Source organism: Acidovorax sp. CCYZU-2555, from assembly GCF_018413525.1.
GTDB lineage: Bacteria > Pseudomonadota > Gammaproteobacteria > Burkholderiales > Burkholderiaceae_C > Comamonas.
In genome coordinates, this window is the sequence record NZ_JAHCDD010000023.1 from 14,360 (window position 1) to 30,930 (window position 16,571).

Genomic DNA, 16,571 nt, shown 5'->3' on the forward strand with positions numbered 1-16,571 from the left:
CTGCCCTTTATTGCCAGAAAGCTTCCTGCCATGCTGCGTTTGTCCTCGCCTCTTCTTCCTGCCGTGCTCGCTGCGGGCTTGCTGGCGGCTTGTTCCAGCACCCAGGAAGATCCAACGGCCAAGTGGACTCCCGACCGGATCTACACCGAAGCACGCGACGAAGTCTCGGCCGGTGCGTTCGACAAGGCCGTGCCGCTGTTCGAAAAGCTCGAAGGCCGCGCCGCCGGCACGCCGCTGGCCCAGCAGGCCCAGCTCGAGAAAGCCTATGCCCAGTACAAGGCCGGGGAAAAGGCCCAGGCCCAGGCCACGCTGGACCGCTTCCTCAAGCTGCACCCCGCGAGCCCGGCCACCGACTACGCGCTCTACCTCAAGGGCCTGGTCAACTTCAACGACAACCTGGGCATGTTTGCCTGGATCTCGCGCCAGGACCTGTCCGAGCGTGACCAGCAGGCGGCCAAGGATTCGTACGAGTCGTTCCGCGCGGTCGTGACGCGCTTTCCCGAGTCCAAGTACGCCAACGATTCGCGCCAGCGCATGACCTATATCGTCAACTCGCTGGCCCAGTACGAAGTGCATGTCGCGCGCTACTACTACGAGCGCGGCGCCTATGTGGCCGCGATCGGCCGCGCCCAGACCGCGCTGTCCGAGTACGAAGGCGTGCCCGCGGTGCGCGAAGCGCTGCAGATCCTGATCAAGTCGTATGACGCATTGGGCATGACCCAGCTGCGCGACGACAGCAAGCGCGTGCTGGATACCACCTTCCCCGAAGGCGCGGCATCCGGCACGGCCGGCGTCACGCCGAAGTCGAGTCCCTGGTGGAAGCTCTGGTAAGCGCCAGCGCGGCCAGCGCCGCGTCGTAATCCACCGCGGTCTTGAGCCGGCGCATGGGCGGCAAGGCCGCGAGCAGGCGCCGGCCGTACGGCTTGGCGACCAGGCGCGTGTCGGCAATGACCAGCACCCCCTGGTCGGTTTCGCGCCGAATCAGCCGGCCCGCGCCCTGCTTCAAGGCCATGGCCGCCTCGGGCAGCATGTAGTCGCGAAACGCGCTGCGCCCCACGGCTTCGAGCTGCTGCGAGCGCGCCTCGACCAGCGGATCATCGGGTGGCGGAAACGGCAGCTTGTCGATCACCACCAGCTCGAGCGCATCGCCGGGCATGTCTACCCCTTCCCAGAATGTCGCCGATGCCACCAGGATGCAGCCTTTGCCGCCGCCTTCGGAGCCGGTGCGAAAGCGTTCCAGCAACAGCTGTTTCGGCGCCTGGCCCTGGACCAGCACTTCCAGGTCTGAAAACAGTCCGAACTGCGCCTGCAAGGCCGCGCCTATCACCTGCAAGGCCTTGGTCGTCGTGGTCAGCACCAGCGTGCGCCCGCCCAGCACTTCGGCCGAGCGCTGCACCAGCGCCGCGACTTCGGCGCTGTGCGTGGGCGTGCCGGGCGCGGGAAACTCAAGGGGCACATAAACAGCCGCCTGCTGCGCATAGTCGAACGGGCTGTCGACACGCAGGATGCGCGCGTCGCGCAGGCCGCAGGGCTCGGTGAACCAGCTCAGTTCGGCGTCGTCGCCCAGCGTCGCCGAGGTGAATATCCAGGCGTCCGGGCGTCCGGCGTCCGGGCGTCCGGCATCCGGGCGTCCGGCGTCCGGGCGTCCCGCAGCCGCGCTGGCCGCGGCCTCGCCCGGCGTCTCGCTTTCCTGCAGCAGGCGCGTGCGCACGATGCGCGCAATGCTCAGCGGCGATTCGATCATGCGCAAATGGCGGCTGCCGATATCGAGCCAGCGCACGGTGTCGTCGCTGCTGGCGCGGCCAAACAGCGCCAGACGGCGCAGCAGCGCTTCGCCACGCGCATAGAGCTGGCGCAGCTCGGCCGCCATTTCCTCGACACCGCCGAGCGCGACCAGCGCCGCATGCAAGGCCTGGCCCAGCGCCGAGAAGGCGCCCGACCAGACGCGCGCGTCCAGACCGTCGGGCACGGCGCCGAGCCAGCGCAGGCGCTCGCCCACGGCCGCACGCCCGACCGCCAGGCGCAGATCGCGCACCGTGCGCTCGAGGTCGGCGCTCAGCTGCATCCAGTCGCCCATGCCGCGCGCATGCTCCAGCGTCTGCGCGAGAAAATCGCGCCCATAGCCTTGCAGCTGGGCCGTGCCCACGAGCGTGCCCGCGAACTGGATGCCGGTTTCGTTGAGCTGGTGGGCTTCATCGAACACCACCACGCCCACCGACGGCAGCAGTTGCGCCACGCCCGATTCACGCACTTCGAGATCGGCAAAGAACAGATGGTGGTTGACGACCACCACATCGGCGGCCAGCGCCGCGCGCCGCGCGACGTTGAGATGACAGGGTTCGAACTGCGGACAGGCGCTGCCCAGGCAGTTGTCGCGCGTCGACGTGACCAGCGGCCAGACCGGCGAGTCTTCGCTCACGGCCGACAGCTCGGCGAGATCGCCGGTGCGCGTGACGCGCGCCCACTCCTCGACGCGCGCCAGCGTGCGCAGCAGCTGCGGGTCCTGCGGCGCACCGCGTCCCTGACGCGCCTGGCCCAGGTGGTGCTGGCACAGATAGCTGGGCCGGCCCTTGAGCTGGGCCGTGCGCAGCGGCAGACCCAGCATGCGGGTCAGGCTGGGCAGATCGCGTGAGAAAAGTTGGTCCTGCAAGGCCTTGGTGGCGGTGGAAATCAGCACGCGCTGGCCGCTGAGCAGCGCCGGCACGAGATAGGAATAGGTCTTGCCCACGCCCGTGCCGGCCTCGACCACCAGCACACCGCCGTCGGCAATGGTTTCAGCGACCGCGAGCGCCATTTCAGTCTGCCCGCTGCGTGGGCGGAAATGCGGCTGCGCCTGGGCAATCACTCCACCTTCCGAGAAAGCCGCTTGCACGGCGGAAAAATAATCGTTCACGCCGCTCCTGGAACCGTTTCAGACTTCACATCAGCGAGGATTTTAAAAGCTTCCCGCGTGGGGTCGATGTGCATGGACTCTGCGGCCCACAGCGCACAGACCGCGCCTGCCTGGGCATAGACCGCGATCTGGCTGCCCGGCCCCGCCCCCGAATGGCCCAGCGGGTGCTGTTCGACGCCATGGGCGTGCAGCATCAGTCCCAGCCCATAGGCGGGATCGGGGTGCAGCGCGCAGCGGTGCTCGGGCAGCGCCCGGCTCTCGCACATCTGCGCCAGGGTGTCGGCCTGCAGCAGCCTGCCGTGCACCAGCGCCGCCAGCAGGCGCGCCGCATCGAGTGCCGTGCCGGTCACCAGGCCGTGGTAGACCCAGCCCGGGTGGTAGCTCGGCGCATCGCCCATGTTCACTTCCGCCAGATCGGGCGGCAGGCGCGCAAGCCGCGCGGTCGTCAGTCCTGCGGGCTGGAACACGCAGGTATTGAGCGCCTCCGCGAGGCCCAGGCCCATCGCCTGGGCGATCTGCCGGCCCACATACAAGTAGCCCACATTGGAGTAGCGCCAGACTTCGCCGGGCGTGCCGCGCGACGACCGCACATCGACGCGGTCGAGCAGTTGCTCCACCGACCACGGCGAACGGCCCGCGGCGACATCGCCCTGGTATTGCGCTATCAGCCCGTAATCGGCCAGGCCCGCCTCATGGCGCAGCAGCTGGCGCAGGTTGAAGCGCTCCCCGGCGACGGGCGTGTCGAGACACAGCATGCCATCTTCGACCAGGCGCAGCGCGCCTATCGCCAGCACGGTCTTGGTGAAGCTCCACCAGGGCACGGGGCCGGTGTCGCCGCGCAGCGTGGGCGGGCCGGAAGAATCGATCAGGGCGAGGGATTGGGTTGCAGGCATGGCGTTCCGCAAAAAAAGGGCGACAGACCGGAGTCTGACACCCTTGCGCGCCCGAGCCCAATCCAGGGAATTCAGCAGCGCGGCGCCCGGACGCAGCGGCCACGGCGGCCGCAGCGCCAGCGACGATAGCCGGCGCAATGCAGTGCAGATCGCGTCCGGGCATGGCAATCGCTGCCAAAATGCTGATATGGCGAGACGCAGAAAACCAGCGAGCGACGGGCAAGGCGCTCGAAACCCGGTGCGGCTGTTCTGTCTCACCGATCTGTCATGCATTGTCCTGACCCCTTCCCCGCGCGCCCTGCGGCTGCGTTGATCACGTGTCCATCCTCGTTGACCGCCTTTTTCTGTTGATCATCCCGGCGTGCATGCTGCTGCTGGGCGCAATGCTTGTCGGCTGCTGGCTGGTGCAGCGCCGCCAGTCCTATTTGCTGTGGGTCGCGACGTCCTATTCGCTGGTCGGCAGCGCCCTCGCCTGGCAAAGCCTGCTGGCCCCCGAAGGCCTGGACCGCTGGGCCGTGGTCACGGGCGTGATGTATCTGTTCGGCGCCTGGTGCTTTGCGCGCGGCATGGCCGGTTACTACAGCGTGTCGGCGCGCCCGCGCCTGGGCGTGCTCATAGGCGCCGTGGTGCTGCTGGCGCTTTATTACTACAGCCGCGTCGAAGTCAGCCTGTGGATGCGCATGCTCTGGCTCAACGCCGGGCTGGGGCTGCTGCAACTGCTGCCCGCGGCCGGCATTCTGCGCCGCCGCCTGCCTGCGGACGGGCTGGAGCGCGCGATGTATTGGTCCTACGTGGTGTTTGCCATCAACACCAGCATTCGCCCGCTGCTGTCGCTGGCCATGGGCAGCATGGGCCAGAACGCTGCCTGGTTTTCTTCCTACTGGCTGATGGTGCTGGCCACCACCGTGCTGTTCGCACTGCTGTTTTCCATGCTGCTGCTGGCCAACACCGTGCGCGACGCCATGACCGCGCTGCGCGCGGAACGCAACATGGACCCGCTGACCAATCTGCTCAACCGCCGCGCCTTCCAGGAAGCCGCCGAACCCCTGCTGCGCGACGCGCGGCTGGGACCCTGGACGCTGCTGATCGGCGACATCGACCATTTCAAGCGCATCAACGACACCTGGGGCCATGCGCATGGCGACCATGTGCTGCAGACGGTGGCCGGCGCGCTGACCCAGCAGGTGCGCAACGACGACCTGGTCGCGCGTTTCGGCGGCGAGGAGTTCGTGCTGCTGCTGCGCACCGACCTCGCCAGCGCGGAAAGCATTGCCCAACGCATACGCACCCAGTTGAGCGAAGACAAGAGCCTGCTGCCCGACGGCGATCGCATGACCATCAGTTTCGGCATCGCCCCGATCGCCGACCAGACCCAGCTGTCCGCCACGCTGTCGCGCGCCGACAGCCTGCTCTATCAGGCCAAGCAGGCGGGGCGCGATCGCGTGTATGTGGCCCGACCGCCGAACGAAACACAGACTTCATGAAGGAAATTCCCTATGGCCGCTGAAGGTAACGCCAGCCAGCTGATCAGCATCATCACCTTGCTCGGGGCGGCGGTCATCGCCGTGCCGCTGTTCAAACGCTTCGGACTCGGCTCCGTGCTGGGCTATCTCGCCGGAGGACTCGCCATCGGGCCCTACGGCCTGGGCCTGGTCAACGACGCCCAGACCATCATCCACATCGCCGAGCTCGGGGTGGTGATGTTCCTGTTCGTGATCGGCCTGGAGATGAAGCCTTCGCACCTATGGAATCTGCGCGGCCAGATCTTCGGCCTGGGCAGCATGCAGGTCGTGCTGTGCGGTGCTCTGCTCACGGCGGTGAGCATGGCCTTCGGCTTCTCCTGGCAGGTGTCTTTCGTCTGCGGCGCGGGCTTTGTGCTGACTTCCACGGCCGTCGTCATGCAGGTGCTGGCCGAACGCGGCGATATTCTCGCGCCGCGCGGACAGCGCATCGTCTCCATCTTGCTGTTCGAAGACCTGCTGATCGTTCCTTTGCTCGCGGCCGTGGCGTTTCTCGCGCCGGCCGACGCCTTGCCCGTGGCCAGTGCGTCGCCGTGGCAGCGCCTGGGCCTGGCCGTTCTCGCGCTCGCGGCCCTGGTGGGCGCCGGCTTGTGGCTGCTCAATCCCCTGTTCCGCGTGCTGGCCAGGGCCAAGGCGCGCGAAGTGATGACCGCTGCCGCGCTGCTCGTGGTGCTGGGTGCGGCGCTGCTGATGGAGCTCGGCGGCCTGTCCATGGCCATGGGCGCGTTCATGGCCGGCGTGCTGCTGTCGGAGTCGACTTTCCGCCACCAGCTCGAAGCCGATATCGAGCCGTTTCGCGGCTTGCTGCTGGGCCTGTTCTTCCTGGGCGTGGGCATGGCATTGAACCTGGAAGTGGTGGCCCAGAACTGGAAGCTCATCACCGCCGGCGTCGTGGCCCTGATGCTGGCCAAGGCGGCGTGCATTTATGTGGTGGCGCGCCTGGCGAAGAGTTCGCACGCCGATGCCGTCGATCGCGCGATTCTCATGGCCCAGGGCGGCGAGTTCGCATTCGTGCTGTTCGCCGAAGCGCTCAAGCTGCGCGTGATCACGCCCGAAGTCAATGCGAACATGACCGCCATCATCGTTCTTTCCATGGCGCTCACGCCCCTGGTCGTGATCCTGCACAAACGCTTCATCGGTGTGCAGAGCGTGACGCTCGACGGCGTGGAGGCACCGAACAATCTGCAGGGCAATGTGCTCATCATCGGCTTTGGCCGCGTCGGCCAGATCGCCAGCCAGGGGCCGCTGGCGCGCGGCGCCCAGCTGTCCATCATCGACAGCGACCCGGATGCCATACGCGCGGCCGAGCCCTATGGCTTCAAGGTCTACTACGGCGACGGCGCCAGGGCCGACGTGCTGCATGCCGCGGGCGCCCACCACGCCCGGGCCATTCTGGTGTGCGTAGACAAGAAGGACGCGGCAACGCGCATCGTGGAGAACATCCAGCGCGAGTTTCCCAACGCCGTGGTGATCACGCGCGCGTTCGACCGCCAGCATGCGCTGGAGTTGATCAAGCTGGACGCGCAGCATGTCGTGCGCGAGACTTTCGAGTCGGCCGTGTTGATGGGCCAGCATGCCGTAATGGCGCTTGGTGCCACGGACGATGAAGCCTCGGCCATCACGGAACGAGTGCGCAGACGCGATACCGAACGCTTCGAGCGCGAGGACGTGAGCGGCGTGTTTGCGGGGCGCGCCCTGCTGCTGGGCAATATCGAACACATCGATCCGCCGGACCATTCGCGCGATGCGCCGTCGGGTGACGACAAGCGTTGAAGTGTGCTGCGCCTGGAGCGGGCGACGGGAATCGAACCCGTGCCATTTGCTTGGGAAGCAAAAGTTCTGCCATTGAACTACGCCCGCATTCTTTGACAAGTCAAATCGCCAGATGCCAGGCAAGTATATGGGATTTGCCCAACCAGACCCGGTCACCCCAGGCCACACGCAAAACGGCACCCCAGGAGCAATCACCGGGGTGCCGTTTTGCCGAGCGCAGCGCAGTCGCGATCCGCGACTGCCCCGGGACAGCCGTCTCAAGCCGCTCAAGGCTTCTTGCAAGCCTTGTCGCGGTTGGCTTCTTCAGGCAGCTTGATCGTGCCGGACAGCTCCACCGACTGCGTGCCCGAGTCCTTGGCCAGCAGGTTGTCGAAGGTGACCGTGCCCAGCGTCAGGTTGACCTTGGCCTTGCTCAGATTGTTGCCATCCTTGACGAAGGAATACGTGGTGTCCTTGATCTTGATGTTGTCGCCGTTGAGCGCGGGCGCGGCGTTGCCGTTGGGATAGGCGTAGCGGATGTCGCCCATCATCGCCAGCGTGCGGTCGCCGGTGATCTTGGTGAAATTGTCGAAGTCGAACGCGCACTCGTTGGGACCGATCTTGCCGGTGTCGGCGACGCCGGTCAGGCCCACATTGCCCGTGCCGTACCAGCCGTTGAGGTTGGCATCGGTGGCTTGCGAGATGCGCAGAATGCCGATGTCGCCGCTGGGGTCGGTGTCGTCGTCATTGCCGCCGCCACAGGCGGTCAAGGCGAGCGCGGCGCTCAGCGTGGCCACATAGAAGAGGTTTTTTTTGATGGTGGGCATGGTGTCTCCTGGTGGATAGAGTGAAAGTGAAACGCGCTGTGCTGCTGCACTAAGCCTCGATGGTCGCCAATTCACCCGGGGCCATCCTGTCGTCAATCGGCCCAATCCTTGCCAGAAAATACGGAATCGGGCTGTAGTGGCCGTCCTACGAAGCTGACATCTGGTTTCCATTCGCCGGCACCGAGGCCGCGCAATGTCATCAATGGATGACAGACAGCATGCCGCGGGCTTGCGACGCTAGAGGTTCGTATCCAACCCAGCGGGAGCTCGCATGCCTTTTGTCAATCTTCCTCAATTTGCCGGCCAGGACCTGCAACTGCACTATCAGGATTTCGGCCAGGGAAAGCCCGTGGTGCTGATCCACGGCTGGCCGCTGAGCGGCCGCACCTGGGAACCGCAGGTCGGCGCGCTGGTCGCGGCCGGCTACCGCGTCATCACCTATGACCGGCGCGGCTTCGGCCATTCGACCCAGCCCTGGGACGGCTATGACTACGACACGCTGGCCCAGGATCTGCACATCCTGCTCAACAGCCTGAACCTGCATGCGGCAACGCTTGTAGGCTTTTCCATGGGCGGCGGCGAAGTGGCGCGCTATGTGGCGAAATACGGCACCGAGCGCGTCGCCAAGGCAGTGTTCGCGGCGGCCGTTCCCCCCTACCTGTTCAAGGCCGACGACAACCCCGAGGGCGCGGTGTCCGACGCGGACATCGAGACCAAGCAAAAAGGCGTGCGCGACGACAGGCTCGCGTTTCTCGACGAGTTCACGCAGAAGTTCTTCACGCCCAAGGGCGGCGAGCTGGCGGTGAGCGAAGCCCAGCGCGAATACGCCAAGACCATTGCGGCCTTTGCCTCGCCACAAGGCACGCACGAATGCATTGCCGCGTTCTCGCGCACCGATTTCCGCGAAGACCTGAAGAAATTCAAGATTCCTACGCTGGTGATCCACGGCGACAGCGACCAGACCGTGCCGTTCGAAGTCAGCGGCGCGCGCACGCACCAGGCGATTGCGGGCAGCCAGTTGCACGTGATCAAGGGCGGGCCGCACGGCTGCAATCTGTCGCACGCAGCCGAATTCAACCAGGCGCTGCTCGACTTCCTGCAGCAGCGCTGAGCCGCGGCTGTCGGCGGCCGCGCGCAAGGCAACGCGCCCTGCCCTTATCCGGGCGGGCCGCCCGCACAGGCATGCTGGCAATCCTGTGTAGGAAAGGCCCGCTCCATGCCCTCTTTCATTTGGCGCCCGCGTGCGCTGCTGCTGTGTGTGCTGTCAGGCACGGCCCAGGCCGGCCCGGCTGATGTGCCGGTGCCGTCGCCTTCTTCGGTGGCCGTGCTCGCCGGCGCCTGTGTGAGCTGCCACGGGCCGGGCGGGCATTCGGCGACCTCCATCCCCAGCATCGCCGGCCAGCCCGAAGACCAGCTGCGCGAGCGGCTGCTGGCCTTCAGGAACGGCAAGGCGCCGGGCGCGACCATCATGACGCGGCTGATGAAAGGCTATGACGATCAGCAGATCGGGGCGCTGGCCCGTTGGTTTGCGCAGGAGCGCAAATGACGGAATCCACACCCCCTCTTTCGCGTCGCGCGCTGCTCACCGGTCTGGGCGCGCTGGCCATGCCTGGCGTGGCGCGCGCCCAGCATGGTTCGGCACATGTGGTCGTGGTCGGCGGCGGCTTTGGCGGGGCCACGGCCGCGCGCCATCTGCGCCTGCAGATGCCCGGGCTGCGCATCACCTTGATCGAGCCCGCGGCGCGCCACTACACCTGCGCGTTCTCCAGCCTTTATCTGGCAGGACTGCGCGACTGGGAAAGCCTCGGCCATGGCTTCGAGGCGCTGCGCGCCATGGACATCGCCGTGGTGCATGCCGCGGCCGTCGACGTGGACGCCGTGGCGCGCACTATCACGCTGTCCGACGGCCAGCGCCTGGTCTGGGACAAGCTGGTGCTGTCGCCGGGCGTGGACATGCGCTGGGGCGAGCTCGAAGGCTACGACGCCCAGGCCTCCATGTATGCGCCCCACGCCTGGAGCGCCGGCGCGCAGACGCGCCTGCTGCGCGACCAGCTGCACGCCATGCCCGACGGCGGCACGTTCGCGATGGTGATTCCCGCCACCCCTTACCGCTGCCCGCCCGGACCCTACGAGCGCGCGGCGCTGGTGGCGCACTACTTTCGCGCGCGCAAACCCAAGTCACGCATTCTGCTGCTCGACGCCAAGAACGAGTTCTCCAAGAAGCCGCTGTTCCTGCAGGGCTGGAAAGCGCTGTACGGCGACATGATCGACTGGCGCAGCCTGGACCATGACGGTCAGGTGGTGCGCGTCGATGCGCGCCGGCGCGAAGTCGAGACCGCTGCGGGCGCGCTGCACCGTGCCGATGTGCTCAATGTGATTGCGCCGCAGAAAGCCGGCTGGATCGCCGAACGCGCAGGCCTCACCGATGCCAGCGGCTGGGTGCCGGTGCACCCGGAGAATTTCGCCGCGCGCCAGCAGGCCCATGTGCATGTGATAGGCGACGCCAGCCAGGCCGCGCCCATGCCCAAATCGGGCGCGAGCGCGAACTCCCAGGGCCGGCTGGTCGCGGCAGCTATCAGCGCCGAACTGCTGGGCCAGGAGGCTCCCCAGGCCGTCTACACCAACACCTGCTACAGCCTGATCGGGCCCGAATACGGCATCTCGGTGGCCGGTGTCTACAGAGCCAAGAATGACACGATGGAGGAGGTGCCGGCAGCGGTCGGCATCAGCCCGCTCGATGCCCAGCCTTGGTTCCGCGCGGCCGAAGCGCGCTATGGCACGGCCTGGTACCAGGCCATCAGCGCCGATACCTGGGGCAACTGAAAGCAACATTCTCGCTACCTGGGGGTATATACAGCTGCGAATGGAAAAAAGCGCGCTGTTTGGCGGTTAACATCCGCGCAGACATGACGAAGCGTTCCCGCAAAGCCAGCCGCAAACGCACCCGCAAGAGTGCCCTGCTCTCCAAGATCAACGACCTCCTGCGGATGCGCCGGTTCTGGCTCGGTTTGACTTCGTCCGCGGCCGTGGGCCACCAGGTTTCGGGCTGCACGCCCCACATGGGCTGGTATGAGGGCTTGCTGGCCAAGGCCTCGGCCGTGATCGGCCCGCCGCTGCTGGCTTCGGTCACATCGCTGGTCGGGCCGGCCGCGGCCTCGACGCTGGCCGCGCTCGCACCGCTGGCCGATGGCCTGGCGCGCTTTGCGCTCAACGATCTGCTGGGCCTGCCCCAGACCACGACCAGCAGCCCGGCCCCGCCGCCCTACGCCGGCCAGGGCGCCAGCACGGCCACGCACTTCTCCCAATGCCGCCAGCACTTCCCGGGCGGCGTGCCGCCCGTCGTGCCCCAGGCCGGCGATCTGCGCGAGCTGTGCTACAGCAGCTTCGCGGTGCTGCACAGCGGCAGCCACAAGACGCCGGTGTTCGTCGCCGAACGACTCAACCGCGCGAGCATCACCCAGGCCAAGGGGCTGCAGCGCACCGACAAGTTCTTTGCCGATGCACGCCTGCCGCGCGCCGAGCGCGCGGAACTCGCCGACTACCAGGGCTCGGGCTATTCACGCGGCCACATGGCCCCGGCCGGCAACATGGCCAGCGCCGAAGCCATGGCGCAAAGCTTCAGCCTGGCGAACATGGTGCCGCAGAACCAGACCCACAATGCCGGCCCGTGGAGCCAGATAGAGCAGGACACGCGCCGCTACGCGCAGCGCGCGCAAGGCGATGTCTATGTGTTCACCGGCCCGGTGTTCTCGGGCCCGACCCGCACCATAGGCCCGGGCAAGGTGCAGGTGCCCAGCCATCTGTTCAAGCTGGTCTATGACGCGAGCACGGGCAAGAGCTGGGCCCACTGGCAGGAGAATGCGGCCAGCACGCGCCTGAGCGCGCCCATCAGCTATGACGAGCTGGTGCGGCGCAGCGGCATACGGTTTCTCGACAACGTCTCCTGAGCACCTCAGTTCAGCCGCGCCTTGATCAACGGCCGCAAGAGGTAGTTGAGCACCGAGCGCTTGCCGCTGAGCACATCGACTTCGGCCACCATACCGGGCTTGATCGGCAGCTTCTCGTCGCCCTTTTGCAGATGGCTCACGTCGGTGCGCACCAGGATCTTGTAGAAGGCCTCCTTGCCGCGCGGCGTGTCTTCCTGGATGGTGTCGGGGCTGATTTGTTCGAGCCGGCCCGACAGGTCGCCGAACACCGTGTAGTCGTAGGCGGTGATCTTCACGCGCGCAGGCATTCCGGGCACGAGAAACGCCACGTCCTTGGGCTTGACCTTGGCTTCGACCAGCAGTTGCTCGTCGAGCGGAATGACTTCCATGATCGCTTCGCCGGGCTGTATCACGCCGCCGCGCGTGGTGATCAGAATGGCGTTGACGCTGCCCTTGACGGGCGAGATCAGGTCGGTGCGGCGCAGCTGGTCGGCTTTTTGCAGCGAGGTCTGCTGCAGCGCGCTCAGTTCAGCCTTCTTCGCCGACAGCTCGCTATAGGCCTGCTGGAAGTATTCATTGCCCAGTTCGAGCAAGCGCCCTTCGAGCGCCGCGGCTTCGCGCCGCAGGCGCAAGGCCTCCATTTCGCCGACCGAGCGCGACGCCACCAGCGGCTCTATCACCGCGAGCTGCTGGCGCGAAAGCCGCAACTCGTTTTGCAGCGAGGCCTGGGAGGCCTTGAACTTCTCGCGTTTGGCCTTGAACAGCGCCTGCTCCGAGGCCATCGCCAGGCTGCCCGGCTCCAGGCCTTGGGGTACGCTGATGCGGTCCTTGTTGAGCGTTTCGGCTTCGAGCCGGGCGACGGTCGCGCTCAGCGCCTCGATATGACTCTGCCCTTCGAGATAGGCCGAGCGAAAGCGCGTGTTGTCGATTTCGGCGAGCATCTGGCCGGCCTCGACTTCCTCGCCTTCCTTGACGTGCAGGCGCTTGAGAATGCCGCCTTCGAGGCTTTGTATCTTCTGCACGCGGCTGAACGGAACCACGCGGCCGTCGCCGCGCGTGACTTCGTCGAGTTCGGCCCAGGCGGCCCAGGCGATGAAGGCCGCGATGACCAGCACCGAGACCCAGAACACGCGCGACGCGCCCGGATGCTCCATGGACAGCGCGGGGTCGTGCAGTGAGCGCAGCAGCGCGTCTTCCTTCTTGCGGGAACTCATGCCTGCACCTCCTGCGCCTGGACGCGATGGCCCTGCACCAGCTGGTTCTGCGCGCCGTCCATGACCACCTTGCCCTGGCGCAGCACCAAGGCGCGCTGCGTCAGATCGAGCAGCTGGCGCTTGTGCGTGGACAGGATCAGCGTGCGGCCGTCGAGCCAGGTCTGCAGATAGCGGATCACGCGCAGCTCGCTTTCCTGATCGAACGCCGCCGTGGGTTCGTCGAGCAGCACGATGCGCGGATCGAGCAGCAGCAGCCGCGCCAGACCTATCGCCTGGCGCTGGCCGCCCGAGACGCTGGCGCTGCCGCTGATCTGCATGTCCAGGCCCAGCGGGTGGGAGCGCACGAACTCGCCCAGGCCCACGCCCTCCAGCGTGGCCAGCATTTCGTCGTCATCGAGATGGGCGCCCAGCGGCGACAGGTTGTCGCGCAGCGTGCCGAAGAACAGCGCGGTGTCCTGCGGCAGATAGCCTATCGACTGGCGCAGTTCGGCCGGGTCGATCTGCGACAGCGCGAGGTTGTCCAGCGTGATCTGGCCTTCCGCGGGCGAAGTCAGGCCCGACAGCAGTCGCAGCAGCGTCGACTTGCCCGCGCCATTGCCGCCCAGCAGCGCGATGCGCTCGCCCGCGCGGATTTCGAGGTGCTGAATATCGAGCGCCACCGGGCTCTGGCTGCCGTAGCCGGCGCGCACGTTCTCGAGCCGGAAATGCCCGGCCAGCGCGGGCGGGCGCGCAAAGCGCCGTTCAGCGGGCCGCTCCACGGGCGAGGCCATCAGGCCGTCCAGCCCTTCCATCGCCACCTTGACATGCTGCCAGCGCGCCAACATGCTCGCCACCAGCGACATCGGCGAGATGGCGCGCGAGGCGAGCATGGAGCACGCGACCAGCGCGCCCGTGGTCATCTGGCCCTGGCTGATCTGGTAGACGCCCACCACCACCACGCCCACATAGCACAGCTGCTGCACCAGGCCCGCGGCATAGCCGATCAGCGCCGTGAGGCTGCGCGACTTGACCGTGGCGCTCGACATCTCGGCCGTGAGCCCTTCCCATTGCTGCAGCAGCCGGCCTTCACCTTGGGTGGTCTTGACGGTCTCGAGGTGTTCTATGGCTTCGAGCAGCACGCCGTTCTTGATTGCGCCTTCGCGCAGGTTCTGGCGCGACAGCCGCGCGAGCGTGCCCTGCGTCAGCAGGCCCATGGCCAGGATCAGCAGCACCGCGACCAGCGGCACCCAGGCGACGGGCCCGCCGATCACCCACACGATGCCTATGAACAGCAGCACGAACGGCAGATCGCTGATGGTCGCGGCCGTGGTCGAGGTGAAGAACTCGCGCACCGATTCGAACTCGCGCACCTGGTTGCTGAACGCGCCCATGGACGCGGGCTTGGACTGCAGGCGAATCTGCAGCACCTGGTTGAACAGCAGCGACGACAGATGCAGGTCAAGCCGCTTGCCCACGACTTCGAGCATGTGCGAGCGCAGGCTGCGCAGCACGAACTCGAACACGATGGCCAGCACCGCGCCCGTGGCCAGCAGCCACAGCGTCTCGAACGCGCTGTTGGGCACGACGCGGTCGTAGACCTGCAGCGCGAACAGCGAAGATGCAATCGCCAGCAGATTGGCCATCAGCGCGGCCAGGCCCACGCGCGCGTACTCGGGCCAGCAGGCGCGCAGCGGGCCCTTGAGCCAGTGCGCAGGCGCGTCCTTGGCATAGCCCTGGGCACGCGCGTCGGGCCGGTAGCGCGGGCGCGCGAACAGCGCCTGACCGGCATACAGCGCCTGCAAGTCCTGCAGCGCCAGCCGCTGCTGGCCGCCGCCGCTGTCGGCGTCGAGCAGCACCGCCTGGTCGCCGTCGCGCTCCACCCACAGCAGCAGGCGGCCGTCGTGCAGCTGCAGCAGCACGGGCAGCAGCGCGGGCGTGATGTCGGCCAGCGCCATGCGCTGCACGCGCGCATGAATGCCCGCGCGGCGCAGCGCGCGCGGCGCCATTTCGAGCGGTAGCCGGCCGCGCTCCAGCGCAAAGCCCTGGCCCAGCTCGGCGACGCTCACGCCATGACCGAAATGCGCGCACAGCAGAACCAGGGCTTCGCGCACCGGGTCGCGCAGGCCCGTCGAAGCGCTGGGGGGGCTCAATGGAATGGCGCTCATGGGAGGATTTTTTCTGCCATACGGCCTTCAAGCAGGGGCACGAGCAGGCCCAGTTGCGCCACGCCGCGCAAAGGCAGGCGGTGGCGGTCGCTTTGCAGTTGCAGCAACTGGCGCTCGGCTTCGAAACGGTCCGATTCGACCGACAGCAGATCGACCATGCTGCGCATGCTCACAAAAAACTGTTCGCGGTAGATGCCGCCGATATCGACCGATCCCTGGATCTGCTGGCGCAGCGCGGCCTCGCGCCCGGCCAGCGGCGCCTCGCCTTCCATCAGCGTCTGCACCTTGCGACGGATGTCGCGCTCCACCTGCTCGGTATCCCACTGCGCGGCGTCGAGCGCCTGGCGCGCGGCATCGACGCGTTTGAAATTCGACATGCCCTGGAACGCCGCCATGCGCAGGCGCAGCATCAGGGTGGCATCGCGCGTGAGCTGGCCGCCGATTTCGCGCCGCTGCACCGCGCCTTCGAGATTGAGCTGAGGCTTGAGCGCGGCATCGGCGGATTTGATCTTGGCCTCTTCGACCCGGCTCTTTTCCACGGCCTGCAGGTACAGCGGCGATATGGTGACCAACGAGGCAATGTGCCGGCCCTGGGCCAGCAGGCGCGACAGCGGCTGCAGCGGCGGCAGTTGCAAGCCGGCCGCGGGCACGCCCACCAGCAGCGCGTATTGCTGCATGGCCTCCTGCTGCTTGCCCTGCTCGAGCAGCAGCTGCTCCTGGGCGCGCGCCAGCGCCAGCGTCACGCGGCCCGATTCGCTGCGGTCCACATAGCCCGAGGCCACGCGGCGCTCGCTGAGCGCCAGCAGGTCATTGAGACGTTCGATGAATTGCTCCGCGGCCGCGACGCGCTGGCGCGCGAACAGCACATCGAGATAGCTTTCGCTGATGTCGAGCGCCGCATCTTCGCGCGCCACCAGCAGCTCCTGCGCCGCGTGGCGTTGCGTGGCGCGCGCGCTGTCGACCTGGCTTTCGACGCCGCCCCAGTCGTAGAGCATCTGCGTCACCGTGACGTCGTAGCCCAGCCGCGGATTGCCCGAGCCCGATGTGCCCACGCCCGCCTGCACGTTGGGCTGGTAGCCGGCCTGGGCGATCTCCACTTCCGTGCCTGTCCTGGCGAGCCGCGACATGACGGCGCGCACGCCCGGATTGCGCTCCAGCCCTTTTTGCACCGCATCGCGCAATGCCAGCAGGGGGCCGCCAACCGGCTGCACCGCACCCGCCGTGGCAAGCGTGCGCGCCAGCCGCAGCGGGCGCTCCTGCGCCGCGGCGGCGCCGGCAACGCCGCAGCAGCCCAGCAACAGCAGACAAAGACACCAATGACCTGGGGTGCGCCCTGCCCCTTGCGTGCGATATCCGCTGCTCATCGGATCGCCGGGCCCATGCCGGGGCGCGTGAAAGACTT

General features: G+C 67.2%; 13 protein-coding genes and 1 tRNA gene. 7 read left to right on the top strand and 7 right to left on the bottom strand.

Going from position 1 to position 16,571, the window contains the following annotated elements; genetic code table 11:
- Positions 1 to 30 precede the first annotated feature (30 nt).
- Entirely contained in the window at positions 31 to 831 is an 801-nt protein-coding gene (locus tag KHY18_RS10270) for an outer membrane protein assembly factor BamD (protein ID WP_213298940.1), read from the top strand.
- On the opposite strand, the gene yoaA is transcribed toward KHY18_RS10270, so the two are convergent.
- A complete protein-coding gene (yoaA, locus tag KHY18_RS10275; protein ID WP_349630271.1) occupies positions 794 to 2,893 on the bottom strand; it encodes a DNA repair helicase YoaA in 2,100 nt (699 codons plus the stop codon). The genes KHY18_RS10270 and yoaA overlap by 38 nt on opposite strands.
- Positions 2,890 to 3,786, bottom strand: a complete 897-nt coding sequence (locus KHY18_RS10280; RefSeq protein WP_213298943.1) for a serine hydrolase domain-containing protein — start codon at positions 3,784 to 3,786, stop codon at positions 2,890 to 2,892. The genes yoaA and KHY18_RS10280 overlap by 4 nt, the downstream gene beginning before the upstream one ends.
- 317 nt (positions 3,787 to 4,103) lie before the next feature.
- On the opposite strand from KHY18_RS10280, the gene KHY18_RS10285 reads away from it, so the two are divergent.
- The gene (locus KHY18_RS10285; RefSeq protein ID WP_349630272.1) at positions 4,104 to 5,270 is read left to right on the top strand and encodes a GGDEF domain-containing protein; all 1,167 of its coding nucleotides are present in this window, start codon (positions 4,104 to 4,106) and stop codon (positions 5,268 to 5,270) included.
- Positions 5,271 to 5,282: 12 nt separating this feature from the next.
- A complete protein-coding gene (locus KHY18_RS10290) occupies positions 5,283 to 7,079 on the top strand; it encodes a monovalent cation:proton antiporter-2 (CPA2) family protein (RefSeq protein ID WP_213298946.1) in 1,797 nt (598 codons plus the stop codon).
- A 13-nt stretch (positions 7,080 to 7,092) separates the two neighbouring features.
- Here the strand turns inward: KHY18_RS10290 and KHY18_RS10295 are convergent.
- Positions 7,093 to 7,166 (bottom strand) — tRNA-Gly (locus tag KHY18_RS10295).
- A 179-nt stretch (positions 7,167 to 7,345) separates the two neighbouring features.
- Positions 7,346 to 7,885, bottom strand: coding sequence for a hypothetical protein (locus tag KHY18_RS10300; RefSeq protein ID WP_213298949.1), 540 nt, complete (start codon positions 7,883 to 7,885; stop codon positions 7,346 to 7,348).
- 271 nt (positions 7,886 to 8,156) lie between these two features.
- On the opposite strand from KHY18_RS10300, the gene KHY18_RS10305 reads away from it, so the two are divergent.
- From KHY18_RS10305 to KHY18_RS10320, 4 genes are all read left to right on the top strand, one after another.
- Entirely contained in the window at positions 8,157 to 8,996 is an 840-nt protein-coding gene (locus KHY18_RS10305) for an alpha/beta fold hydrolase (protein WP_213298952.1), read from the top strand.
- A 105-nt stretch (positions 8,997 to 9,101) separates the two neighbouring features.
- A complete protein-coding gene (locus KHY18_RS10310) occupies positions 9,102 to 9,431 on the top strand; it encodes a c-type cytochrome (protein ID WP_213298955.1) in 330 nt (109 codons plus the stop codon).
- Positions 9,428 to 10,708 (top strand): NAD(P)/FAD-dependent oxidoreductase, encoded by a 1,281-nt coding sequence (locus KHY18_RS10315; protein WP_213298958.1) that lies wholly within the window; start codon positions 9,428 to 9,430, stop codon positions 10,706 to 10,708. The genes KHY18_RS10310 and KHY18_RS10315 overlap by 4 nt, the downstream gene beginning before the upstream one ends.
- Before the next feature lie 83 nt (positions 10,709 to 10,791).
- The gene (locus tag KHY18_RS10320) at positions 10,792 to 11,832 is read left to right on the top strand and encodes a DNA/RNA non-specific endonuclease (protein ID WP_249729032.1); all 1,041 of its coding nucleotides are present in this window, start codon (positions 10,792 to 10,794) and stop codon (positions 11,830 to 11,832) included.
- Positions 11,833 to 11,837: 5 nt separating this feature from the next.
- Here the strand turns inward: KHY18_RS10320 and KHY18_RS10325 are convergent, their stop codons facing one another.
- From KHY18_RS10325 to KHY18_RS10335, 3 genes are read right to left on the bottom strand one after another with little or no spacing between them, the layout of a single operon-like run.
- Positions 11,838 to 13,025, bottom strand: coding sequence for a beta-barrel domain-containing protein (locus KHY18_RS10325; protein ID WP_213298961.1), 1,188 nt, complete (start codon positions 13,023 to 13,025; stop codon positions 11,838 to 11,840).
- On the bottom strand, positions 13,022 to 15,169 hold the full coding sequence (locus KHY18_RS10330) for a type I secretion system permease/ATPase (RefSeq protein WP_213298963.1): 2,148 nt from the start codon (positions 15,167 to 15,169) through the stop codon (positions 13,022 to 13,024). The genes KHY18_RS10325 and KHY18_RS10330 overlap by 4 nt, the downstream gene beginning before the upstream one ends.
- On the bottom strand, positions 15,166 to 16,533 hold the full coding sequence (locus tag KHY18_RS10335; RefSeq protein WP_213298966.1) for a TolC family protein: 1,368 nt from the start codon (positions 16,531 to 16,533) through the stop codon (positions 15,166 to 15,168). The genes KHY18_RS10330 and KHY18_RS10335 overlap by 4 nt, the downstream gene beginning before the upstream one ends.
- Positions 16,534 to 16,571: the final 38 nt, after the last annotated feature.

Coding starts and splice junctions, on each gene's coding strand:
- KHY18_RS10270 (WP_213298940.1), top strand. CDS start 31: ATGCTGCGTTTGTCCTCGCCTCTTCTTCCTGCCGTGCTCGCTGCGGGC.
- KHY18_RS10280 (WP_213298943.1), bottom strand. CDS start 3,786: ATGCCTGCAACCCAATCCCTCGCCCTGATCGATTCTTCCGGCCCGCCC.
- KHY18_RS10290 (WP_213298946.1), top strand. CDS start 5,283: ATGGCCGCTGAAGGTAACGCCAGCCAGCTGATCAGCATCATCACCTTG.
- KHY18_RS10300 (WP_213298949.1), bottom strand. CDS start 7,885: ATGCCCACCATCAAAAAAAACCTCTTCTATGTGGCCACGCTGAGCGCC.
- KHY18_RS10305 (WP_213298952.1), top strand. CDS start 8,157: ATGCCTTTTGTCAATCTTCCTCAATTTGCCGGCCAGGACCTGCAACTG.
- KHY18_RS10310 (WP_213298955.1), top strand. CDS start 9,102: ATGCCCTCTTTCATTTGGCGCCCGCGTGCGCTGCTGCTGTGTGTGCTG.
- KHY18_RS10315 (WP_213298958.1), top strand. CDS start 9,428: ATGACGGAATCCACACCCCCTCTTTCGCGTCGCGCGCTGCTCACCGGT.
- KHY18_RS10320 (WP_249729032.1), top strand. CDS start 10,792: ATGACGAAGCGTTCCCGCAAAGCCAGCCGCAAACGCACCCGCAAGAGT.
- KHY18_RS10325 (WP_213298961.1), bottom strand. CDS start 13,025: ATGAGTTCCCGCAAGAAGGAAGACGCGCTGCTGCGCTCACTGCACGAC.
- KHY18_RS10330 (WP_213298963.1), bottom strand. CDS start 15,169: ATGAGCGCCATTCCATTGAGCCCCCCCAGCGCTTCGACGGGCCTGCGC.
- KHY18_RS10335 (WP_213298966.1), bottom strand. CDS start 16,533: ATGAGCAGCGGATATCGCACGCAAGGGGCAGGGCGCACCCCAGGTCAT.